Source organism: Alteromonas australica, assembly GCF_000730385.1.
GTDB lineage: Bacteria > Pseudomonadota > Gammaproteobacteria > Enterobacterales > Alteromonadaceae > Alteromonas > Alteromonas australica.
In genome coordinates, this window is sequence record NZ_CP008849.1 from 1,824,336 (window position 1) to 1,848,456 (window position 24,121).

At 46.3% G+C, this 24,121-nt stretch carries 15 protein-coding genes; 7 read left to right on the forward strand and 8 right to left on the reverse strand.

The genetic code is table 11. From position 1 onward, the window contains the following. Positions 1-16: 16 nt before the first annotated feature. The 3 genes from EP13_RS08110 to EP13_RS08120 form a co-directional block, all read right to left on the reverse strand. The gene (locus EP13_RS08110) at positions 17-1,624 is read right to left on the reverse strand and encodes a carboxyl transferase domain-containing protein (protein ID WP_044056855.1); all 1,608 of its coding nucleotides are present in this window, start codon (positions 1,622-1,624) and stop codon (positions 17-19) included. A 74-nt stretch (positions 1,625-1,698) separates the two neighbouring features. Next, positions 1,699-2,868, reverse strand: a complete 1,170-nt coding sequence (locus EP13_RS08115; protein ID WP_044056856.1) for an isovaleryl-CoA dehydrogenase — start codon at positions 2,866-2,868, stop codon at positions 1,699-1,701. Beyond that, the gene (locus EP13_RS08120) at positions 2,865-3,272 is read right to left on the reverse strand and encodes a MerR family transcriptional regulator (RefSeq protein WP_044056857.1); all 408 of its coding nucleotides are present in this window, start codon (positions 3,270-3,272) and stop codon (positions 2,865-2,867) included. Before EP13_RS08120 ends, EP13_RS08115 begins: the two co-directional genes overlap by 4 nt. Positions 3,273-3,526: 254 nt before the next feature. Between EP13_RS08120 and EP13_RS08125 the strand changes: the two genes are divergently transcribed. Next, positions 3,527-4,702: a thiolase family protein gene (locus EP13_RS08125; RefSeq protein ID WP_044056858.1), complete on the forward strand. Its 1,176-nt coding sequence runs from the start codon at positions 3,527-3,529 to the stop codon at positions 4,700-4,702. 449 nt (positions 4,703-5,151) lie between these two features. After that, complete coding sequence (locus EP13_RS08130; RefSeq protein WP_156026742.1) at positions 5,152-6,603, forward strand: diguanylate cyclase; 1,452 nt, start codon at positions 5,152-5,154, stop codon at positions 6,601-6,603. A gap of 59 nt (positions 6,604-6,662) precedes the next feature. Here EP13_RS08130 and EP13_RS08135 read toward each other — a convergent pair whose 3' ends face one another. Together EP13_RS08135 and sbcB are read right to left on the reverse strand one after the other, a co-directional pair. After that, positions 6,663-8,321 (reverse strand): DUF342 domain-containing protein, encoded by a 1,659-nt coding sequence (locus EP13_RS08135; protein ID WP_044056859.1) that lies wholly within the window; start codon positions 8,319-8,321, stop codon positions 6,663-6,665. 177 nt (positions 8,322-8,498) lie between these two features. After that, entirely contained in the window at positions 8,499-9,926 is a 1,428-nt protein-coding gene (sbcB, locus tag EP13_RS08140) for an exodeoxyribonuclease I (protein ID WP_044056860.1), read from the reverse strand. 260 nt (positions 9,927-10,186) lie between these two features. Here sbcB and EP13_RS08145 point away from each other — a divergent pair, with 260 nt between their 5' ends. Beyond that, entirely contained in the window at positions 10,187-10,606 is a 420-nt protein-coding gene (locus EP13_RS08145) for a CBS domain-containing protein (RefSeq protein ID WP_044056861.1), read from the forward strand. A gap of 153 nt (positions 10,607-10,759) precedes the next feature. Here EP13_RS08145 and EP13_RS08150 read toward each other — a convergent pair whose 3' ends face one another. From EP13_RS08150 to EP13_RS08160, 3 genes are all read right to left on the reverse strand, one after another. Then, positions 10,760-12,544 carry a phytase gene (locus EP13_RS08150; RefSeq protein WP_052364331.1) on the reverse strand — a complete coding sequence of 595 codons (1,785 nt, stop codon included), beginning with the start codon at positions 12,542-12,544 and terminating at the stop codon, positions 10,760-10,762. A 2-nt stretch (positions 12,545-12,546) separates the two neighbouring features. Then, a complete protein-coding gene (locus tag EP13_RS08155; RefSeq protein ID WP_044056862.1) occupies positions 12,547-13,509 on the reverse strand; it encodes a metallophosphoesterase in 963 nt (320 codons plus the stop codon). 69 nt (positions 13,510-13,578) lie between these two features. After that, positions 13,579-16,278: a TonB-dependent receptor gene (locus EP13_RS08160; protein ID WP_044058842.1), complete on the reverse strand. Its 2,700-nt coding sequence runs from the start codon at positions 16,276-16,278 to the stop codon at positions 13,579-13,581. Between the two features lie 305 nt (positions 16,279-16,583). Between EP13_RS08160 and EP13_RS08165 the strand changes: the two genes are divergently transcribed. From EP13_RS08165 to hrpA, 4 genes are all read left to right on the forward strand, one after another. Then, complete coding sequence (locus EP13_RS08165) at positions 16,584-17,495, forward strand: GGDEF domain-containing protein (RefSeq protein ID WP_044056863.1); 912 nt, start codon at positions 16,584-16,586, stop codon at positions 17,493-17,495. Next, the gene (locus EP13_RS08170; protein WP_052364332.1) at positions 17,495-18,526 is read left to right on the forward strand and encodes a helix-turn-helix domain-containing protein; all 1,032 of its coding nucleotides are present in this window, start codon (positions 17,495-17,497) and stop codon (positions 18,524-18,526) included. The genes EP13_RS08165 and EP13_RS08170 overlap by 1 nt, the downstream gene beginning before the upstream one ends. A 76-nt stretch (positions 18,527-18,602) precedes the next feature. After that, positions 18,603-19,964 carry a Na+/H+ antiporter NhaC family protein gene (locus EP13_RS08175; protein ID WP_052364333.1) on the forward strand — a complete coding sequence of 454 codons (1,362 nt, stop codon included), beginning with the start codon at positions 18,603-18,605 and terminating at the stop codon, positions 19,962-19,964. Between the two features lie 109 nt (positions 19,965-20,073). Beyond that, complete coding sequence (hrpA, locus tag EP13_RS08180; RefSeq protein ID WP_044056864.1) at positions 20,074-23,997, forward strand: ATP-dependent RNA helicase HrpA; 3,924 nt, start codon at positions 20,074-20,076, stop codon at positions 23,995-23,997. Positions 23,998-24,121: the final 124 nt, after the last annotated feature.

Genomic DNA, 24,121 nt, shown 5'->3' on the forward strand with positions numbered 1-24,121 from the left:
CTTTATTCGAAAAACACTACATTCGAAAAACACCAAACTTGGTGTCTTCAATGGGGCGGTTAAGCGCAGAGGCTAAAGAGAGGCCTAATACGGTTCGGGTGTCAGCGGGGTCGATGACACCGTCGTCCCATAAGCGTGCTGAGGCATAGTAGGGGTGTCCCTGTTTTTCGTAGTTATCAAGAATAGGCTGCTTAAAGCGGTTTTGCTCCTCTTGACTCCAAGGTGTGCCTTCACGGGCTTTTTGATCGGCTTTTACCTGCGCAAGTACGCCAGCAGCTTGCTCGCCTCCCATGACCGAAATGCGAGCATTTGGCCACATAAATAGAAAGCGAGGGTCGTAGGCGCGGCCACACATGCCATAGTTCCCGGCACCAAAACTGCCGCCAATTATGACAGTCAGTTTGGGGACATTGGCGCAAGCAACCGCGGTGACCATTTTTGCTCCGTGTTTGGCTATACCGCCGTGCTCATACTGCTTGCCTACCATGAAGCCGGTGATATTTTGTAAAAAAACCAAAGGAATTTTTCGCATTGCACATAGTTCGACAAAGTGAGCACCTTTTAGCGCGCTTTCACCAAACAATATGCCGTTGTTCGCAACAATGCCGACAGGGTAGCCAAAAATATCGGCAAAACCACACACTAGGGTGGTGCCGTAGAGGGGTTTAAACTCATCAAATTGAGAATCATCCACAATGCGGGCGATAACTTCTCGTACATCATAGGTTTGCCTGCTATCTGATGGCACTATGCCGTAAATTTCTGAGGCCTGATAACGCGGGCAAACCGCAGGCTTTGGGGGCAGGCTATGCTGGGTATCTCTATTGAGTCTTGCCACTGCGTCTCTTGCCAACTGTAAGGCGTGATGATCATTGTTGGCTAGGTGATCGGCTACCCCTGAAATACGGGTATGGACGTCGCCGCCACCAAGCTCTTCTGCGGTGACTACTTCGCCTGTGGCCGCTTTTACCAGTGGCGGGCCGCCCAGGAAGATAGTGGCTTGTTCTTTTACAATAATACTCTCATCAGCCATGGCCGGCACATAAGCCCCCCCAGCGGTACAAGACCCCATTACTACTGCTATTTGTGGAATGTTATTGGCAGACATGTTGGCTTGATTAAAGAAAATGCGACCAAAATGTTCTTTATCTGGAAATACGTCGTCTTGTCGGGGCAGGTTTGCACCACCTGAATCCACTAAATAGATGCAGGGTAGGTGATTTTGTTCGGCAATCGTTTGTGCGCGTAAATGCTTTTTCACTGTTAGGGGATAGTAGGTGCCCCCTTTTACCGTGGCATCGTTAGCCACAATCATGCACAAAGTACCGTGAATTTGCCCAATACCGGCCACAACGCCTGCGCAAGGGACGTAGTCGTCATAAACTTCCCATGCGGCAAGTTGGCCAATTTCTAAAAAGGGTGTGTCGGCATCTAACAATACGTTTATTCTGTCTCGGGGAAGCAATTTCCCCCTTGCTAGATGGCGCTCGGCGGCACTTTCGCCTCCGCCTTTTTTAATGGTGCTTACTTTGTTTGTTAAATCGTCGACTAAGGTTTGCATATGCTGTGCGTTGTTTGCAAACCCATCGGATTTCACATTAATTTTGGATTGTAGAACGGGCATGCCCCCTCCTTAATTCACATCGCTTCTGTCGTGTCGGTGTGTTTTTATTTTTGTTTTAATGCGCATTAACCGGATTAAGCCGATTCGTTGAATAGTTCTCGGCCTATGAGCATGCGTCGAATTTCAGACGTGCCAGCGCCAATTTCATATAACTTTGCGTCTCGCAATAACCGGCCTGTGGGGTATTCATTAATGTAGCCATTGCCACCGAGCAACTGGATAGCATCTAGCGCTATTTTGGTGGCGAGTTCAGCGGCGTAAAGAATGGCGCCGGCGGCATCTTTTCGTGTGGTTTCCCCTCTGTCACAAGATTTCGCCACCGTGTATACGTAGGCTCGCGCCGCGTTCATTTGCGTGTACATGTCGGCAACCTTGCCTTGTACCAACTGAAACTGGCCAATAGACTGTCCAAATTGCTCTCTATCGTGAATATAGGGCACCACAATATCCATGCACGCTTGCATGATGCCAAGAGGGCCGCCAGACAGTACTAGCCGCTCGTAATCTAAGCCGCTCATGAGTACTCTTACGCCTTCTCCTTCTTGCCCCAAGATGTTCTGGGCCGGTACTTCGCAGTCTTCAAATACAAGTTCACAGGTGTTTGACGAGCGCATGCCTAATTTGTCTAGCTTTTGTGCACGGCTAAAGCCTGCAAAGTCGCGCTCTACAATGAAGGCCGTTATGCCTTTTGCACCTGCGCTAACATCGGTTTTTGCATAAATGACAAAGGTATGAGCATCAGGGCCGTTGGTTATCCACATTTTGTTGCCGTTTAAAATGTATTTATCGCCCCTTTTTTCGGCACGAAGTTTCATACTTACTACGTCTGAGCCCGCGTTAGGTTCGCTCATGGCCAGGGCACCTATGTGTTCCCCCGAGACAAGCTTTGGTAGGTATTTTTCTTTTTGTTGTTCATTGCCGTTTTTAAAAATCTGGTTTACGCACAAATTTGAATGGGCACCGTAACTTAAGCCTATACCAGCAGAGGCTCGACTGACTTCTTCCATGGCCACCGTGTGCGCTAGGTACCCCATGTCTGCCCCACCGTATTGCTCACTTACTGTGACACCCAATAGCCCCATTTCACCTAATTTGGGCCACAAGGCGTTGGGAAACTGATTGCTTGTATCGGCGTGTTCAGCGAGGGGGGCAATTTCACTTTTGGCAAAATGGTAAACGTGCTGGCGCAGCATGTCTATTTCTTCGCCTAAACCAAAATTAAGGGTAGGGTAGGCAGTGTTCATGCAATTTTTCCTCTTTTTAGTTCTTCGAGTTCTTCGCGGCAACGTGCTTCTACATCATCTAATTCCGTCATTAGCATTTGTATGTCTTCAAGCTGCTGGTGTAGTACCGCCCGCTTTTTTTCTGTCATGGCTAACATGGCCTCAAGTTGAACCGCGGAATTTGGGTTCGCGTCGTACATTTCAAACAGTGTTTTTACTTCTGCCAGGGAAAAGCCAAGACGTTTGCCCCGCAGGATCAGTTTTAAGCGCACACGATCTTTATTGTCGTAAATGCGGTTTTGTCCGGTTCTTTTGGGGCTTAGCAGGCCTTGCTCTTCGTAAAAGCGAATTGAACGAGGCGTAATATCAAACTCTTTTGCTAGCTCACCAATCGCATAGGTGGCTTCATTATTTTGGGTGATCATTGCACCTACCTTTTTTCGTACAAATAACAAGCGCTGTTTTTAAATTGCACTGTTAGTGATTGTTGACACACGTTTGTGAGAGGTTTACGTTAACGTTAATTACATTTTACGTTAAGGTAAAGTAACATTTTGCTAACGTCAATTTTTCATGTGGGCGGTGAGCAGTTCCCACATTAATGAGTGTCTACATTTGTATACGCATGTGTAGAGCTACTTAGTTAAGTAGCTGAATTTGAATAAAATAGGGGCTAAAAATGAGCGAAGAATCTGTAGTGATAGTGGCGGCTAAACGTACGCCAATGGGGGGCTTTAATGGCTCGTTATCTGGTGTTACTGCTACCGACCTTGGTGCAACGGCGATAAAAGCGGCGTATGAATCGGTTGGCGGCGACAATATCGACGAAGTTATCATGGGTTGTGTGCTGCCTGCTGGTCTCGGACAGTCTCCTGCTCGTCAAGCGTCATTAGCCGCAGGTCTGCCGCTTGGCGCTGGTGTAACCACTATCAATAAAGTATGCGGTTCAGGCCTTAAAGCAGTCATGCTTGCTCACGACCTTATTAAAGCGGGCAGTGCTACAAGTATTGTCGCTGGCGGCATGGAAAGTATGAGTAATGCACCGTATTTATTGCCCAAAGCCCGAAGCGGTTATCGTATGGGCCACGGCCAAGTACTCGATCATATGATGCTTGATGGTCTGGAAAACGCTTACGACGGAAAGGCAATGGGCTGCTTTGCTCAATCTACGGCGGATGAACAAAATATTAGTCGTGGAGATATGGATGAATTCGCCTTAAGTTCGTTGTCTAAAGCTCACGAAGCCATTAATAGTGGTGGCTTTAGTGATGAAATAGTCGAGGTTACTATTAAGACTAGAAAAGGCGACGTGGTGGTAGACACCGATGAAGGCCCGGGTAATGCCAGACCTGAGAAAATACCCACATTGCGCCCGGCATTCACCAAAGACGGTACGGTCACCGCAGCCAATTCAAGTTCTATCTCCGATGGTGCGGCGGCATTGGTGGTGATGAGTGAGTCGAAAGCCGCTGAGTTAGGGTTAACCCCACTGGCGAAAGTGGTCGCTCATGCCACCCATTCTATTGAACCTGAAAATTTCACACTTGCGCCAGTGGGGGCGATGAAGAAGGTTTTAGAAAAAGCGAATTGGGTTAAAGAAGAAGTGGATTTGTTCGAAATCAACGAAGCGTTCGCAATGGTCACTATGATGGCTATTCGTCAGTTACAATTAGATGAAAAGAAAGTGAATGTTAAAGGAGGCGCCTGTGCTCTTGGTCATCCTATTGGCGCATCTGGGGCAAGAATCTTAGTGACGTTACTTCATGCATTAAAGCAAAAAAATGCACGAAAAGGGATTGCCTCTTTATGCATTGGTGGTGGCGAAGGTGTCGCCTTGGCTGTGGAAATGCTTTAACGTTAGCGTATAACGAAATTCATCATAAACATCATTGGTTTGCTTGACGAATCAATGATGTTTTTTGTTGCGTTGAGGTCAAGGTAAAAAAGACTGGCACTTTATGTACATCCTTGGTGGCGTTTGTCTTAGATTAGGCCTATGCTATTTGCCAGATTTTCGGTATTGATGAAAATGATGGGAAAAAATGCGCATCTTTTCCACGCGCTGTTGGCGAGCGTGATGGGAAAAAGAGAAAAGCATTTACCAAAGTTTTACAGAACTGCAAACTGATGTTTGCAAACGTGCTGCTATCATGAAGGGATATTCACACTAAAATAGGGAAATTTGCTGGAAATTGCATGCAACGTGAGCATGCGAGAGAGGGTCGTGTTGCATTTTAATGCTTAACAAAAGATACTGATGCCTCAATAAAAATTTAAAAGTAAGTATTCCTTGGGTGGTGTTGTTTGAATCTTATTGCGCGGTTAAGCGTTAGCGTTTTGTTTATCAGTTTGCTGTGGTCGCCGTTTGCCACGGCACAGCTTGCACAAGCACCAACCTCTGATACAACCTCATCTATTCTCCCCGATAATACCATTTCTTATTGCGTGGATCCTGACTGGGCACCCTACGAGGCTATTCGCAACGGCCAGCATATAGGGATATCCGCCGACTATATGCGAATAATTTCTGATTATACAGGTATCGCTTTTCAATTGGTTCCTACAGAGAGCTGGCAGGAAAGTTTAGAGTTTGTGCAAGCGGGCAAGTGTCAGATGATTTCTATGCTTAACGTGTCAGATTTTAGGAAGCAATTTTTAGATTTTTCTATCCCTTATTTTGAAGCCCCTAATATTTTGGTCGCCAGAAAGGGAACGCCTATTTTGCAAGGGTATGCGGGTATTGGTAATCGTTCTGTGGGTATTGTAAAAGGTTATCGACAAGTTGAGTACATTACCCGTTATTATCCGGAATTACGCTTAAAATTGATTAAGTCTGAGCGTGAAGGGTTGCTGCAATTAATGCAGGGCGAATTTGATGTCATGGTGGGCTCATTAATGAGCGTGAATACGCACATTAATAATCAGAATATTCAGGATGTTGCCATAGTGGGCTACGCCGAACCTTTTGACTCCCTTGGCTTTGGGGTGAACAAGTCAATCAGCGATATTCTGCCCATTATTAATCAAGCTATTGCGATTATTCCAGAAACTAAGCGTGTGGAGATATACCGTCAGTGGAACGATGTACAAGTGCGCTATCAACGGGATTATGTGAAGCTGGTCATGACCCTGATGTTTGTGCTGCTTGTGGTGATAGGGCTAGTTTGGCGCAATAGAACGGTGGCACTATACAAGCGCTTAATGAAACAGAAAAATGCAGAAATTGAGTCTTTGCAAACCACGCTATTAGACAGAAACCGTACCTTGGAATTTCTGTCAGCCCATGACTCGCTGACCGGGTTGTATAATCGTAATCACATGATTCAAAAAGCGGAAGAAGAAATTTCACGCTTTTTACGATTTCATACTCGGGCGTCGTTAATTGTGCTTGAGTTAATCCCCACAAAAGACAGAAGGCATGAGACTGACCCTCAACATTGTGAGCAAGTGCTAAAAATACTGGCTTCGGTTTGTTTGGCTACGGTGAGGGAGGTTGACGTGGTGTCACGCTTTTCAGGTGAGCAATTTGCCGTATTGTGCCCACAAACCAATTTGGCAGAAGGTGAAGTCCTCGCCGAGCGTCTAATTACCGCCGTTACGGCCAATAGGGATATTACCGAGGCAGATATGACAGTGGCGGTGGGGTTGTCTGACTTAAAAGAAGGCGAAGGCTTTCCTGACTGGTTTGAACGCACGCACAAAGCGCTTTATCAATCGAAGCGACTGGGGTTCGGTAAATTAGCCATTGCTGAATAGGGCGTTAGTTTATATCACGCCTTTAGCTTTAAAACCTAACCCCAGTTGAACAACACCGCTTAAGAGATCATAGGTTCGCAGGACCATTGGTGCCCTTCAAATTTAACGCGGCTTCTGTCGTATTCTCTATCTGACCGCCACGCGCGATTGTTTAACTTAGCGGAAACCCCAGGGTATAGCCGTTTGTTGGCAATGAGTTTTATATCAGAGTGATATCTATCTTTGGTTTCTTTGACTTCGAGGACTTTGCTTTCAATCCATTCTAAAAGGGCAGATTCATTGTTAAACATTTCCAAAGCATCAGCCACTTTGGCTTTAAGTTCTTTCGGTACCTTTTTGCTTTTAAGAATGTTTATTTTTTCTTTGTGCTTTGAATTATTTTCTCTGATTTGACGAAGCAGTTCGTCTAATGCTTCTTTGCGCTCAATGAGTAAATTAAAGCCAGGACTAAAATCAACTTGTAGTGTGCTGCCAGAGATTGCCCCTAATGTCCCTGCCTCGACCTTATCTTGACTGATAATGTCGCAGGCAAATAGGTTGCCCATCGGATTATCGATGTTCCCCACGGTAACCGATCCGGCGCAGCGTAACCTGCTGTAAGCGAGTTGTCTGCCAATGGTGATATTGCCTGCACACTGGATATCTATGCCTTGTCCATGTTGAACATGAACGCTACCCGCGGCTATCAGCTGACAGTTAAATTCACCGGGGTTGTCATTCACTTTGCCCATGGCACCTTCGGTGATAATAATGTCGCCGTCAGACTCAATGCGTGCTGATTCTACAAAACCATTTATGGTGACATCGCCTTTCGCTTTAATTTCCATCTTTTCGGTAACGTCACCGTTCACCAAGACTGCGCCTTCATAAGTCACATGCCCCGTACCTACATTCACGCCGCTACATATGAAGGTGTCGTCAATGTTCATGGTTTGGTCTTGGTATTTAGGCATACCGGCAATGGTGGAAACGAGAATGTTCTGATCGCTGTCTGACTGGGCGGTACCTTTCCCGTGGCGAAACTCCACCCATTCACCGGGTTTAGGGTCAAGCAAATTACCTTTTACATCAAACCCGGTGCGACCTGGTGTAGGCTCAGTCCGTCTTAATACGGGCACATTTGCCTTTACGCAAATGACTTCCCCAAGATTGCGCATATCGACGCGTTCGCCTGCACCTGTTTGAGGGCGAAGTACGCGCTCTAACGCGTTGGGAACCAAAGGAATGAAACGAGATGAGCGCCCGTTTCTTGCGGGTAAGCCTTTCGCGACAGTTTTTTCTATTATGGTGCCGGGTGGGGCCGTTTTCGCCTCTTTCAGCATAGATTGGATGATTTTTGTGCCTAAACCGCGGCGAATGTTATTTTTTAATGCGAGGGATTTCAGTGTACCTAAGCTGGGAAGCTTTCCGCCATAGGGCGTGGTAAGCACTAAGTTGGCAGACATGCCGTCTTCGGGAATGCGATAGACGACTTCCGCGTTTTTCCGTTCACCAATACGTTCCTGAACCACAGTGCCATCGCCAGTTTTAAAATAGTGGTTTGCGGTATCGCAGGCTGACTTTAGTGCCGTGTCTGAAACAAATAAGCGTTTAGTTTCACCTTTTTCTAATTCAAGCTTTATCGCCCGTTCATCCACCTCTTTATTAAACTCTGAGGGGGACAGCGAAAGATTGATATATGTTCTTGTTTTGTCGAAGCTAATAGTTACGCCGTTCATCACTACTTAAATTCCTTTGGACAGCAAACGTCATTGTTATCTTTGTTTATCGGCTAGGCTTTGCCACACATGAATGTCATTTGTTCGCGTTAAGCAAATTTATGCCATTTATGTAGGCGGGCTTCGCTACTTTCCTTGGTAGACGAAAGACTAATTTAATGCCCTTAAGATAATAGGTCAAAGGTTTTCAGCATATTGATAAAGTGCACGCAGTATGGCTTGTTTTTCTGGGTTATCACTGTGTACTTGAGCCAGCTGCTCTAAACGCAGCATATAAGGCTCTAGCGTGATTGAAGCCGGTGACTGGGCATCGGTTAAGCGCGCTTGCCGGTGGCGCTGCCACTTGGTCATTTCATCAAATGTTAGGGTGTTAGGGAAATTTCTCGCCCGATACCTAAATAGCTGGCTTTTCAATCTTGGGTGCTGAGTTTGATCACTCAGTGCAGCTAAGGCATCAGGTGTCGCCTCTAGTACCTGCTCACACCAACGTCTGTCTTCGTCGTTTAAAAAACCTCCACTGTACAAAGCATGATCAACATCTTGATCGTCATCAAACTCACCGTCTTCAAACACCTTTGAGAGTTTTAGGGCGAGGTCGGTGTGCTGAGAGAGGCGGCGGTAGTTTTCTAAACAGGTGTCTCTGTCTAAGCCCAGTCTATCGGCATTCTCTTGTGTCATGGCCTTCGCCGTGGTGACAAAAGGAGAACGGTTTACATGAATAAGCTTTAATCCTGGCCGCGACGATTGTCCTAACGCCTCTTGTGAACGGTAAAGGTTTGCTTTTATTTCTTCTGCGGTGTCATTCAGTAGGCCATCCACAGGTTTTGATAAATCAATAGCAATCACCGCATTGCCGTTAGTCGGGTGCTTTGCAATTGGCATTATCCAGGTGCAGCATCCCTGACGAGCGGGGAGTTTGGACGAAATATGAAGCAAAACAGACGGCTTGGTAAGGTCAATTTGCTGCCATACATTATGCTTAATACGCAATGAGAAAGCATATTCAAACAGCCTGGGCTGGGCGTTTTTCATCAGCTTTGCCAGCGCAATGGTGGCGTACACGTCACTAAGTGCGTCGTGGGCATTCTCGTGGCTGATGTTATTGGCTTGGGTTAACGCTTCAAGTTTAAAACTGGGTGAGCCATCTTCTTTGGTTGGCCAATTTATACCCTCAGGTCGCAAGGCATAGCAAGCTCTCGCGACATCGATGATGTCCCAGCGGCTATTGCCATTTCGCCACTCTCTGGCATAGGGGTCATAAAAGTTTCGGTAAAACAGAAAACGAGCAACTTCATCATCAAACCTAATGCTGTTAAACCCCACACTACACGTGTTGGGCGTCGCCATTTCCTCGTAAATGCGCTTAGCGAAATCGGCTTCATTACTGCCATCCCGAAGGGTTTGCTGCGGAGTAATGCCCGTGACCAAACAGGCTTCTGGATGGGGAAGGTAATCATTCGCGATGGCACTCATGATATTGATAGGTTTACCAATAATGTTGAGATCGCTATCGGTGCGAATTGCCGCAAACTGGCAAGGCATGTCTTTTTGTGGGCTGGTACCAAACGTTTCAAAATCGTACCAGAGAAAAGAGGGTTCGTGCATTGCGTTACTATTGCTTAATTGAATAAAGATATTGAGGCGAAGTGTACACTGGCTGTAGTGGTTTACCAAACTTATCCACTAGACACCATATTTACACCAACCTTATGCTGGAAAAAGTAGCCGAAAATTAGATTTGTGACTAATCTTGAAAGGTGAGGTTAATTTAACTTCATATCTAAATAATATTAACAATATGCAGTGCCGTAACGCCATTGCCAGCAGTAACCGACAACCATGTGCGCTTCGGCAGGGAGAAATGTATGGAATCGTTGCAAGTCAGTGACTATATGAATGTGCATCCGGTAAAATTGAATCCAGAGATGACGGTTGCTGAAGCTGTAGAAGCGCTATTAATCAGTGGGCAAAGTGGCGGGCCAGTTATTGATAAAAAAGGGAAGGTGGTTGGCTTTTTGTCTGAGCAAGATTGCATCGCGCAGATGATTGCTTCAAGTTATTATCGAGAACAAATTTGTCGGGTATCAGAGATGATGCGAACGCCAGTGATCTCCATTAAGCCTTACTTATCTGTGATTGAGTTAGCGCAGTTACTTATTCGCGATAAACCCAGGGTGTATCCCGTGGTTGATGATGACGGCGTTTTACTGGGGACGATTAACCGTTCGTCGGTACTTAAAGCCATTGATATTCAATTACGGTCAGGTTATCAGCAGGCCAGTTAGCGAAACGTGTTTTTTCGGTTAGCCAGTACCAATGAATGTTGCAATAAAAAGGCCGCTTTTCAGCGGCCGAATTTGCCTTACTTTTTTATTTATTGGTTTTTATTTTTGTCATTATTTCGCCCATAGCGTGTACGTCTACATCGCTTGAAACCCTTAGTTAGCGGCATTTAGGCTACGTATGGCGTGAGCCAGTGATGCACCGGTTACTATTTTAAAGTTTTGTTTTTCACTGGGCATAATGTTTCTGCCATCCTGAACCACGAATATTCCCTCACTAAATTCGCCACCAAAGTTATAATTAGAGGTCGCTAAGCCATCGGTTTCCGATGCGCCATCAATGCTTTTTTCTCGATTCGCGGCAACTTCAATCATGCCAATCAACGAAAAGGTGTGATCGGTGGAATAGACAGCGTATTGATTGTTTCCTTGGCTGGATGCAATCAAATAGCGCACACCATCCACATCAAACAAACTTAACCCTTCAACATCACTTTCTACGGGCGCAGTGATGGTGATGGCAAGCTGTGGGCTGGCCTGTGTTTGATTTACATCTAGTGTCCATACACCTGTGCTTTCTTCCCCAAGGTATGCCACCCCCTTTTGTGTATCAACCACACAGCCTTCTGGTTGCGAGGGCAAGGTGAAGGCGTGCACCATGCTTGCATCAATGTTACCGCTATCAGGGTTCAAACTAAGCTGATAACGCAAATATTCGCCACTGGTACTGTTCACCAATACATCAATATTGCCGTTGTGGTTAAACGCACAGAGGCCGTATATGTCTGAAAGTGGTGTGGGTATATCTGACAATAAAGCCAATTCGCCGCTGCCTTGTGCCACAGATAAAACAGACAGGCTATTGTGGGTTCTATTACTCGCAATGGCGAGCGCGTTAATGGGCGTACCAGTAGGCGTTACGCCCGCTGACGATATGGCGACGACTTCCACATTATTCACCTTACCAATGGGGTGGCTAGCCATGCGCTTTCCTTGCAGGCTATACGTGTTTAGTGCGCCTTTTTTGTCGGTGCCAATAATCAGGCTTTGCGCTGGGGACTGACTGTTATACCAAATAGCGGGGTCGTCAGCCGCGTCGCCATAGTTATCCACGGGCGTGGTTTCGTACACGGCGAGTAATGGTATCGCTGTAGATTGCGAAGACGCTGCTGGGGCATCACAGGCGCTAAGTTTATCGGTAAGGCTTGCCGCATAAACCGCGCCCGTTTCGTCATCGTTAACATACAGCATGGGCACTGGGGTATCGGGCGAATCTGGTGATGAAAAACGGACTAATTCAGGAGCAATGTCCTTATCAAAAGAAAAGTAATGACGGGCACATTGGGTTTGCAGCCACACACCGCTGTGCGCTGGGCTTACCCACGCCACTAACGGGCCAGTAGCGTGCGAATAGCCTGTTGCCACCCCTTCTACTGGGGTGTCAGGCTGATAGAATTGCAATGATTTCGATACTTCATGTTCTGGGTGCAATGGCATGGCCCAAAGACCCGAAAATTCATCGGCAAGGAATAAGGTGGCGCTTTTTAGCTGCGTGTTTTCTGCTTCCGTTATCGCACAGCTTTTTATGCCAGGGCCGATGGCGAAAGAACGCAATAGAGTGGGGGTATTGCCCCGCCATTCGTAGTGGTGCAGCATGTTTTCGGCATCAACATTAATCATGTGATAATAGGCGCCGATTTTTCCTGCACAAAGCGCTTCAACGCCCTTGCTAAACAGTGTGTCTACATGTGAAGGTGACGCTGAACGTATGTCGCTAGGCAGCGGGTATTCCGCCAGCTCATGTTCAACGGCTTGCAGCGCAAGTGGGGGCGTTGCGTTTTCTGTGTTGGTGGCGCAGGCACTGCAACCGAGTGCAACGAAAAGGGATAAAGCCCAACGAAGGGGAGTAGGAAGAAGCGTGGGTATGGATAGCGCTGTCATTATTATTTCTCTAATTTCTTGATGTGGTGGGAATAGATAAGTTGGCCGTTGTGGTCAATAAAGCGAAAGGTTAATAACGCATTATTAAGGCTTACGGCAACGAAGCCACCGGTAGATTTTGCAAATTGGGTAAAGTCGTATTGCCCCACAGGGCGCACTTCAGAGCCGCCGCCAGAGACAATATGCACCAGTTCGCTGCCCGCAATTTGATTATGTTGTAAATCGTGCTCATGCCCTGCGATATAGGCATTCACCTGATATTTTTCAAAAATAGGTTCAAGCACGTCTTTAATGGCGTCCGTTTTTCCGTAGCGCTTACCGCTGGAATAAAGAGGATGGTGCCCTATAACAATTTTCCATGTGGCCTGGCTGTTAGCCAATTTGTCGTTAATCCACGCCAATTGTTCTTCATGCCCCTGTGAATAGGCGTTGCGATATTTTTCTTCAAACGCATAGTCAGGGTTTAGCGGGCTGGTGTCGATAAACAGCAACTGAACCTGTTGCTGGTTGTCCAATGTGATGTACTTTTCATAATACTGCGAAGGCATTTGCCAGCGACGGCTAACCTGGCTGTAATCGATTTGCGCTTGCCAATTTCCTCGATAATCATGGTTGCCTAGCACTGGGTACCAGTCAATAAACAAATGTGGATAGTGATAGATGTTTTCAAAGGAGGTTATCCAATAGGGGTCGTGTATTGATGCAACACCATTGTCGTAGAAATTGTCGCCCGTGGTCACAATAAACTCGGCATCCAACTGATAACTGGCGATATCTAACCATTTCGCCACCTCTTTTTGATAAAAATGGCCGTTTCTGCCCCAATCGCCCAGTACCAGAAAGGAAACCCCTTGGGCTTCTGTGGGTACGCCTTTAATAGCATGTTGTTTGTAATAGTCTAATGAAGTGGTTTGCGCTGAACATAGTGAACAGGCCAATAACCAACCTAGTAAAAATAGTCGCATGAAGTTGTCTCTGTTGTATCGATAGGGTGCGCTCACGCGCACCCGCTTAGCTTGGTATAGGGCAAATAATTAGCGTAGCTGCCACGTAAAGCCAACTTGGTAAGTGCGGCCATATTCTTCATATTGCGCATTTTTGTTGCGCGTATCGAAGTAGTTGTAGAAAGGTTCATCGGTGAGGTTAACGGCATTGAAGTACAATTGCATGTCGTCGTTGATAAAGTACTTAGCCATGAAGTCTACCTGGGTGTGATCATCTTCAAAGCGCAGCATATCGCCGTCAATTTCTTCAAAGTTTTCGCTCTTATAGGTCATGGCTAAGCGTAAACTAAAGGCGTTAGCTTCGTAGCCGAACGTGAGGTTACCCACCCGATCTGACTGGTTCGGCAATTGGGTTTCGTAGGTTTCACCTTCCAGATAAGTGGTGGCTTCTGAGTCGGTAAAGGTGGCATTGGCGGCCACTAAGAAACCGTTATTAAATGCCTTCACCCACGATAGCTCTAAGCCGTGTAAGGTGGCGGTGTCACCATTAATAGCTTGTATTACCTCGTCGTAACCTTCCCAGCCTTCTGTGCCCGCTACATCGGCAAATACAACAAAGTTGTCGATATCTTTGTAGAAGTAACCTGCTGATAATACGCCAATGTCGCCTGGGTAGTATTCCAATGCAATGTCGATGTTCTGTGCTTCATACGGATTTAGCTCAGGATTACCCACTTCAGCTTCGCGCTCAGTAACAAATTCGCCATCATCTTCTTCGGTTTTACTTTCAATGATTTGAAAGGCCGCCACATCTTCGAATTTAGGGCGAGAAATGGTTTGTGTATAGGCGCCTCTAAGTTGAAGCTTTTCAGAAAAGCTGTAACGCACGTTGATGCTTGGCAGCCAATGATCGTAATCTTTGTCAGAAGCCCAAGGGGTGTTAACCACTTCTTCAACATCAGTTTCTTCATTTTCGATTAGCTCTACACGCATTCCCTCGGTGGAGAAATCTGTGCTTTCATAGCGTACACCTGCCACAATGTGCCAGTTGTTAATATCCACACTGCCCATGACGTAGGCGGCAAAAATATCTTCTTGGTTAACATAGGTTGCGCCATTAGATTCAATTTCTGAATCGAGTTCAGCTAACTCTAGGTTACTGCGGTTAGTGTTAAAGAAATCTCGCAGTCCAGTACGATCTAAACTTGGGCCAAAGTCACCTAGGCTGTAGTCTGGCGACGCACCCGCAAAATCAGCGGGGGCAATATCGTCAAAATCACCATCATAAATGAAGATTTGGCTATCTCTGTCTTTTTCTCTGGTGCGATACTTAGTCCCCATTTTTAACTCACCTTTATAGTCACCTAAGGTGATAGGGCGAGTTAAATCAAGTTTGAAGCTGGTTTCCGTATCTTTTGTGTAGTTATCTTCAAACGCGATTTCATCCAGTTCATAGGTAGACAAATCCATGGCGTCAGCATCTTGGGTGACTTGTGGGATCATGGTTTCCAAGTTACTTTCAATGCTGTCGTTTTCGGTGACGAAATCGTAATAGAGCGCATTAGGTTCATCTTCATCCGACATTGCATAGCCAACTTGCCAATCTGCCTGCCACGTGTCGAGTTGATGCTCACCGCCTAAGGCTACAGTAAATATACTTTGGCTTTCGTATCTGTCTTTGCTTGAACGAACAATTTCTGAGTCTTCACCGTCGAAGGTAAAGGCATTCGCCATACGGTACTCATCGTCTGAAAACTCACTGTACAAAGTGCGCAAGAAGTATTGGTTATTAAAATCGGGACGGTAATCAAAGTTTACCGCTGCACCCAAACGTTCGCGGGTAATAGAGTAATGACGTTGTTCAACTTCATCATCGCCATTGCTTTCTATGTTGTCAGACCCAAACTCACGGTCGAAGTAGGACAGGGCCGCGGCCACGCCAAAGTCGGGGGTGATTTTTTGCGTAAACGTGCCAGAAATTTTAGGGCTAGTTTCGTCGCGCAGGTCATTTTGACTGGCTTGCACGGTCACGCTGGCGGTGTCTTGCTGCTTATCAAATGCGCTAACGCTCTTTACAGACACAGAGCCGCCAATGGCATCACCGTCCATATCTGGCGTGACGGATTTAGACACTTCTAGCGTTTGAATGAGTTCTGAAGGAATAACGTCTAGCGCCACAGAACGCACGCCAGATTCTGGTGATGGAATGTTTAACCCGTTAATTACCACATTATTCAGGTTAGGGTCGATACCGCGAATACCAACAAAGCGTCCTTCACCTTGATCTCGTTCTATGGTGAGGCCAGGCAAACGTTGGAGGGACTCTGCAGCATTTTGATCGGGGAATTGACCAATGGCGTCAGCAGAAACCACATTTGAAATTCTATTCGACACACGTTGCTGGTTGATTGCGCTGGCTTGACTACTACGTTGGCCCAGCACCAGTAGCTCTTCTAACGTATCGTCTTCACCTAATACGACAACCGGCGTAATGGTTTGGTCATCAGAAACCGTAATAGGAATACGCTTGGTTTGCTCACCAAGGTAACTCACTTCAAGGGTATAGTTGCCCGCAGGGACAGAAGGAAAACGGAATGAACCGTCGCGACGAGACTCTGTCACCAAATTTAATTCTTTGATTTTAATTTTTGCGCCCACGTAAACCCGCGCTTCGGCGCTGTCATTAATTTGCCCGGCAATAGCGCCATCCCCAGCAAGGGCTTGCTGAGAAATAGACATGCCTAACGCAGCGATACAAGCAATCGTTAACGGTTTAAGACGATTATTCATTTTCATTATTTATCCATTTTCTAAGTATGAAGAGTGCGATGCACGGCTAAAGTAGAAAGCGCATGTGACAATTCTGTGACGTAGGGGAGATAAAAAACCAAGGAATGATGGATTTTAGCCTTAGATAAAAAACAGTGAGCTAAAATGACCCGTTATTAAGTTTATGAATTTAAATGAAATAATTGGATTTTATCGTAGCTTTTCCTTTCGCTGACATCCGCTTGTCATATTCGTGAGCCAAAGTGACCCTCGACAATACCTGTGAAAGTGGGATATTTCACAGAAAATTTAACCTTGAGTTTTACATGTTCAAATTACGTAATCACACCCAGTTTGGCCACCATAAAGGGTGGTTAGTATTCACCGTCGCCGTGTTATCTCTGGCACTGGTGTTAAGTCTTAATGCGGGTAGCCCGAAGCTATTTGCCGAAATTTCATGGCTAGACATACTCGGGGAAGGCAGCATTGTTTTACTGACGTTGGCGTGGATCTTATCTGCGTTGGCGAGCCGGCCACCAGGCAAAGTGACGCGCTATATTGTGATTGGCCTGGGGTGTATTTTATTTTCGGCCAGCCTCGATTTACTCGATGAATTTCTGCGTTATCCCCCTGCGTCCCATTGGCTCAGTATGATTGAATCTTTTCCTGCTGTAGTTGGAATGTTAGTGATGACCGGGGCCTTGTATTTATGGCACCACGAACAGCGGGCGATTAATATTCAGTTGCGACGAAGAGAGTGGGATTATCGCGATCATGGTGAAATAGACCCCATTACGCAGCTTTATCGCGGGGAGTATTGGCAAGCCCGCGCGGCAGCGTTTCAGGAAAGTGGGGGGAACGGTTATGTTGCCATTATAGATATCAATGATTTTTCCTACTTTAACGAGCGCTATGGGCAAGCTGAAGGTGACCGATATCTGCATGAAGTGGCGCAATTACTTATTATGAATTTACGGCAGCAAGATTTGGCCTGTCGGTATGCAGGGGACAGATTCGCGCTTTTATTGCCCGACGTATGTGAAACCCAAGCCTATAATATTGTAAAACAAATTTGCATTAGCATTGAGCATGTCGCCTTTAGACATCAAGCAAGTGCAGAGGCGATTTATACCAGTGCCCGCGCCGAAGTGGCTCAGCTTACGCCAGTATCCCATTTACCCAACATTCTTAGAGGTATGTTGGGTAAGTTAGAGAAAGGCCAGAGGACTGCTGCCTAATGGCACTGACGTCGCCACCGTTGCCAGTTAGCAAACACGATAAGGTGATCCCCGGTTATCACTTTGTGTGCGCCGTGCTAGCTATTGCTGAACCTCGGGGCGTGTCTGTGCATAAGTTATTGAGAGGCACAGGGATATTTGACGATGCGATAACCCCTAATTTGCGGGTAAGTGGTAAACAACTTATCGCCTTAATAGGCAATGTACAAAGCTATTGTAAAGCGAAAGACGCCAGCTTTCTTATTGGCAAGCATTTGGCCAATGCCTTGTTAAACCATGAATTTTCGTCCATCAAAGACGCGGGCAGCCTAACTCAGGTGATACGACTGGTCACCACACAGCGTTGGCTGTGTTTACCGTTAGTGTCTTTTGCACGCTATGAAGTGAATGAGAATAGTCTGTGGGTAGCAAGGGATGCCATGGGGTGCAGCAAAATTTGGCCATTTGTAATGCAAATTAGCCTATCCATGTTAGTGGCATTTGCGAAAGCGAGCAGTAAAACCCGCCTGCCGTTTCATTTTGGCATGACGGCGTCTCGGCCACGTAATATTGAAGATTTTGAAACCTATTTAGGTTTGCGATTAAATTTTAATGCCCCTTTTATGTCGTTGATGCTGCCTAAAGGAAGTGTGCTGGCCCCCTTTGAACGCGGGAATGTGGGTGGGGAAGCGCAGCATGGCTCTCTCGTTGAGCCTGAAATTGGCACCCATACCAGCAGTGACGCTACACTGAGTATACTCGATAAGGTGAGATTACTTACTGAGCATAATTTGCACGCCAGCTTGCCCGATGCGGCCGCCGAGTTTTCAATGAGTGCTGCCACCTTTAAGCGCAAACTAAAAGAGCACGAATACAGTTATCGTGCGCTTACAGAAGAGGTAAGGCGAGAGCAGGCAATCGTATTGTTGGCAATGAAAAAGCTTAACAATGAACAAAGTGCCTCTGAAATGGCATTTTCCGATTTGCCTAATTTTAGGCGGGCGGTTAAGCGACTGACGGGCCATACGCCAAGTGAACTAAGGGCGCTATAATTACTTTGCTTTAGCCAAAAAACCTTTTATCCTCTTAGGCTTATTTTGCAAACCATAAATTACCTAAGTGAGCGCTGTGCAATCTTCTACGTCACCTAACGATTTGTCCTCCCCAAAGACTACGCCTTTAGCCCCTAACTTACTGGGCTTAACCCCCATTTTGTTGTTTGTAGTGCTGGTGGTAGCAACAGGCCTACTTACCAACGATATAACGGCTATGCCCATCTTGGTGGCGTTTTTTATTAGTGCGGGGTATGGATTGTGTTTAAACCCGAAGGGAAAAAAAGAGACATTTGCTGATAAAGTTCAAACGTTTTGCAAAGGCGGCGGTGATAAAAATATTATTTTGTTAGTACTGATATTCTTACTTGCTGGCGCATTTTACGCGGTCACTATCGACATTGGTGCCCGTGATGCCACGGTTAATATGGCACTTCAGTTTGTGCCAAGCGCCATGATTTTACCGGGGCTTTTCCTCATTTGCTGTTTTATTTCTTTTGCAATGGGCACCTCCATGGGCACCATTACTGCCCTTTCACCCATCGGCGCTGGCTTGGCTACCAGTTTGGGATTACCCATTGAGTTAGCCCTTGGCATTGTGGTGGGTGGCGCAATGTTTGGTGACAACCTGTCTTTTGTATCAGATACCACCATTGCTGCAACCCGAACGCAAGGGGTGATGCTTAAAGACAAATTCAGGGCAAATTTAATGGTGGCGTTACCGGCGTGTTTAGTGACGCTGGCCTTATTGTTATTCATTGATGTTGATACGTCTGAGTTGGTTGAGGCCGGTGCATATGACCTATGGCGCATTTTACCTTACGTACTTATCATTGTATTTGCACTTACCGGCTTTAATGTGATTACTGTATTGGCGGTAGGCATTATTACCGCTTGTGTGGTGGGCTTAGTTCAAGACAGTTTCACCTTGCTTACCATGATGCACAGTATTCAAAAAGGCATGGGCTGGATGCAAGATTTGGCCATGATTGCTATTACCATTGGAGGCATAGTGGCACTTATGCATGCTAATGGTGGGATAGCTTGGCTTATAGACAGGCTTACCCGTCGAGTAAGCAGCAAAAAAGGGGCAGAGTTCAGTATTGCTGGTTTGGTCAGTTTCTTAGATGTGACAACGGCAAACAATACGATTGCCATTGTGACCGCCGGCCCCATTGCCCGTGATCTTAATGAAAAGTATGGCGTTGATCCTAGGCGCACCGCCTCACTGCTTGATATTTTCTCATGCAGCTTTCAAGGCTTAGTCCCCTATGGCGCACAATTATTGAGCGCTGCTGCCGTTGTCGGTATTTCTCCACTAGCGATAACACCTTATTGTTGGTATCCCATGCTTATTTTCGTGTTCGGCTTACTGGCTATTTGGTTTAACTTTCCCCAATTCAGCCAAAAAAATGATGACGGGCTAAGCCAAGCTTAGGCCGTTATCAGAATTACGCTGGAAATTTCGGTCGGCTTCTTCTAGGATCGTCATCCTTTTTATCACTGCCTTTCAGGGCAAGCCTTACAATAGTCATTAGGATGTTATTTTGTCTGCACCCATTGCGATTAAACCGCTCTACGAACAACTGGATAACTGCTTAATTAACGATAAATTCAGGCTTAAGCGTCGAATTCAGCAATTAGCGAAGCAGATAAAAGACAAGGGTGATAAATCGGCAAATAGCGCGGGTGATGAGCGGCTTGCCGCAGAGCATGAAAAATTGCTCGCAGACCTTCAAAAGTCGGTGTCAGCGTGTGAACTTCGCCAACAAAATTTACCAGAAGTAAGCTATCCGCCGCTGCCGGTGAGTGACAAAAAAGACGATATTAAGGCCGCCATTGCCGCGCACCAGGTGGTAATTGTGGCGGGTGAAACCGGCTCGGGTAAAACCACCCAGTTGCCTAAAATATGCCTTGAGTTAGGGCGGGGCGTGAAGGGCATGATTGCCCATACACAACCACGGCGACTGGCTGCGCGCAGCGTAGCCACACGTATTGCTGAAGAGTTGAACACACCATTAGGTGAAAAAGTAGGGTTTAAAATCCGATTTAGCGATCAGGTGAGTGAACGTAGCTACGTGAAACTCATGACGGATGGAATGTTGCTCGCTGAAATGCAACAAGACAGGTTTTTAAATCAATATGACACCATTATTATTGATGAAGCCCACGAGCGCAGCCTAAACATTGATTTCTTGCTTGGTTACTTGAAACAACTATTGGCGAAGCGCCCCGATTTAAAGCTTATTATTACCTCAGCGACTATCGATCCGCAGCGCTTTTCTCGGCACTTTAATCATGCCCCTGTAATTGAAGTTAGTGGCCGAACTTACCCCGTTGAAATTCGCTATCATGACCCCGACGAAGCGAATAATGATGGCGATCAAAGTGATGCCATCGTTAAAGCGGTTGATGAGCTTATGGGCGAAGCGCCTGGGGATATTCTGGTGTTTCTGAGTGGAGAGCGCGACATTCGCGATACCCAAGATGCCTTAAGCCGCCAACAATATCGAAATACCGAAATAGTGCCCCTGTACGCAAGATTGTCAGCGGCGGAACAAAACCGAATTTTTCAATCCCATACGGGCAGGCGCATTGTTCTAGCAACCAACGTTGCGGAAACCTCGCTGACAGTACCGGGTATTAAATATGTCATCGACCCAGGGACCGCTCGTATTTCTCGTTATAGCGCGAGAAGTAAAGTACAGCGCTTGCCAATTGAACCCATTTCACAAGCTTCAGCCAACCAAAGGGCAGGGCGATGCGGTCGTGTGTCTGATGGTATTTGTATTCGTTTATACAGTGAACAGGATTATTTAGGGCGTCCAGCTTTTACTGACCCAGAAATTCTGCGTACTAATTTGGCGTCGGTTATTCTGCAAATGTTGGCGTTGGGGTTAGGTGATATTGCCGCGTTTCCTTTTGTACAGCCGCCTGACAATAGAAACATTAACGATGGCTTTAGGTTGCTTGAAGAAATTCAAGCCATTGGAAAAAGCAAAGGCCGCATGCAGCTTACTAAGTTGGGGCGTCAGATTGCCCGCCTTCCTATTGACCCCCGTTATGCGCGTATGGTGGTAGAAGCAGAGCGTACCAATGCACTACAAGAGGTTATGGTTATTGCGGCAGGCTTGTCCATTCAAGACCCACGAGAGCGTCCACAAGATAAACGCCAGCAAGCCGACGAAAAGCATGCCGAATACGCCGACAAAGACTCAGACTTTATCAGTCTCCTTAACGTATGGAACGGCTTTAGAGAACAACAAAATGCCCTTAGCCAAAATCAATTACGAAAATGGTGTAAACAGCAGTTTATCAATTATTTGCGTATGCGCGAATGGCAAGACATTGTAAGCCAATTAAAGAAATCCATTGCTGAGTTAGGCTTTGGCATTGTTAAACAAGAGGCCGACTACCAGTCTATTCATCAGGCCATTGCCAGCGGTTTATTGTCTCACTTAGGCTTTAAAGATAAAGACAGAGAGTACTTAGGTTCTCGCAATACCCGCTTTATGATTTTCCCCGGTTCAGGGTTAGCAAAGTCACAACCCAAGTGGGTCATGGCTGCGGAGTTAGTCGAAACATCAAAATTGTTCGCCCGTATGGTGGCGAAAATTGATCCTACGTGGATAGAGCCCTTGGCGGAACATGTGACGCAATCTAGCTTCTCTGAGCCCCATTGGTCGAAAAAACGCGGGGCGGTAATCGCGTTTGAGAAGGTTACCCTGTTTGGTTTACCCATTGTCATGAAACGGGCCAAAGTGTATAGCCAAATTGACCCACCAGTGTGTCACGACTTATTTATTCGCGAAGCCTTGGTAGAAGGTAATACCAAATTAAATTTTGCCTTTCTTAAGGACAACCAAGCGCTTCTTGCGCAAGCGGATGAATTTGAGCAAAAGACCCGTCGCAGGGATTTAATCGTTGATGATGAGGAGCTAGTTAGCTTCTACGCCTCACGAATTCCTACCGATGCCAATAACGAGGCCGGGTTCAAAAAGTGGTTTAAGCTGAAAGGAAGCAATGATGCGCTGACCTTTAGTGAAGACGACGTTTACAAGCAGCAGCCAGGACAGGCGATAGAAAACGCGTTTCCTGATGTTTGGCGTCAGGGCAATATTACCTTACCTTTGCGCTATCACTTCGAACCGAACGCTGAGGATGATGGGGTGACGGTGCTTATACCTTTGCCTGTGTTGAATCAAGTAGAAGAGGTAGGCTTCGATTGGCAGGTTCCTGGGTTGCGCCATGACCGCATTGTGGCCATGATTCGTTCACTGCCAAAGCGTTTACGTCGTAATTTTGTGCCTGCCCCGAATTTTGCCGATGCTTGCATGGCCGATATGAGTGAAACCGATAAAAACGGGCGTCCTATATCGCTAGTGGAAGCAGTAACGCATAAGCTTCGTAAAATGACCGGTATAACCATTGATGAAGAAGAGTGGAATTTTGCTGCGCTAGATAAGCATTTAATCATGCATTTTGCGGTGGTGGATGATGATGGCAATGTGATTGCTAAAAACGACAGTTTGCATGAGTTGAAACAAGCTTGTGCGGGGCAAGTTAAGCAAACCTTTGAAAAAGCAGCCACCCCAGAGTTAGAGCGAAATGACTTGGTGGAATGGGATTTTGATCGCTTACCCACCACTTTTGTGCAAAAGGTAGGCGGCTTTGAGGTTCAGGCATTCCCTGCATTAGTTGAGCGCGGGGACAAAGTTGATATTGCGCTGATTGATGAACAAGAAAAAGCACAGGCATTGCATCGAAAGGGGGTCAATGTTCTGATAAAAAATGCCATGCCTTCGCCGCTCAATTATTTACAAAACAAACTGCCAAATAAAGCCAAGTTGGGATTGTATTTCAACCCTTTTGGGCAAATAAAAGCGTTAGTTGATGACTGCATCTTTGCCGGTATTGATGCGTTGGTAGGCGACTATACGCAGCAGCATCAAACTGACGTGCGAAGCAAAGCCGACTTTGACGCATGTGTGGATGAAGTCAGAGCAAACATAAACGACAGGGTACTGCATATTGCCACTCAGGTTGAAAAAGGGTTAACCCTTGCTCATCAATGCCAAAAGCAAATGAAAGGGAATGTGCCGCTTACTATGATTAATGCATTGGGTGATTGTAAAGCGCACCTCGCGTCTTTGGTTTTCCCTGGTTTCGTCTCATCCATTGGTGAAGCAAGGCTTGATGATTGGAATCGATACATAACAGGGCTTTCCCGTCGTTTGGAAAAGCTGCCTATCGATCCGAATAAAGATCGCATGCACCAAATGACCATTGAAAAAGCCACGGCTGAATGGGAAAAAGCGTGCGCTAAATATCCAAAAGGGAAGGTTCCGCAAGGGCTGCTGGACGTGCGCTGGATGATAGAGGAATTGCGTGTGTCGTTATTTGCGCAGCAATTAGGAACGGCATACCCCATTTCGGCAAAACGAATTTCACTTTTTTTGGCTGACTTTTAATCGCGCTAGCAACATGAATACTAAGTGTTTTTTGCAACACTTTGTGATGCTAGCCAATGCCGCGCGAAGGGATATTTGCTTGGCCAGATTGACAACGGCAGCGCATCGCCCTATAACAAGAAGA

Coding starts and splice junctions, on each gene's coding strand:
- EP13_RS08110 (WP_044056855.1), bottom strand. CDS start 1,624: ATGCCCGTTCTACAATCCAAAATTAATGTGAAATCCGATGGGTTTGCA.
- EP13_RS08115 (WP_044056856.1), bottom strand. CDS start 2,868: ATGAACACTGCCTACCCTACCCTTAATTTTGGTTTAGGCGAAGAAATA.
- EP13_RS08120 (WP_044056857.1), bottom strand. CDS start 3,272: ATGATCACCCAAAATAATGAAGCCACCTATGCGATTGGTGAGCTAGCA.
- EP13_RS08125 (WP_044056858.1), top strand. CDS start 3,527: ATGAGCGAAGAATCTGTAGTGATAGTGGCGGCTAAACGTACGCCAATG.
- EP13_RS08135 (WP_044056859.1), bottom strand. CDS start 8,321: ATGAACGGCGTAACTATTAGCTTCGACAAAACAAGAACATATATCAAT.
- sbcB (WP_044056860.1), bottom strand. CDS start 9,926: ATGCACGAACCCTCTTTTCTCTGGTACGATTTTGAAACGTTTGGTACC.
- EP13_RS08145 (WP_044056861.1), top strand. CDS start 10,187: ATGGAATCGTTGCAAGTCAGTGACTATATGAATGTGCATCCGGTAAAA.
- EP13_RS08150 (WP_052364331.1), bottom strand. CDS start 12,544: ATGACAGCGCTATCCATACCCACGCTTCTTCCTACTCCCCTTCGTTGG.
- EP13_RS08155 (WP_044056862.1), bottom strand. CDS start 13,509: ATGCGACTATTTTTACTAGGTTGGTTATTGGCCTGTTCACTATGTTCA.
- EP13_RS08160 (WP_044058842.1), bottom strand. CDS start 16,278: ATGAATAATCGTCTTAAACCGTTAACGATTGCTTGTATCGCTGCGTTA.
- EP13_RS08165 (WP_044056863.1), top strand. CDS start 16,584: ATGTTCAAATTACGTAATCACACCCAGTTTGGCCACCATAAAGGGTGG.
- EP13_RS08170 (WP_052364332.1), top strand. CDS start 17,495: ATGGCACTGACGTCGCCACCGTTGCCAGTTAGCAAACACGATAAGGTG.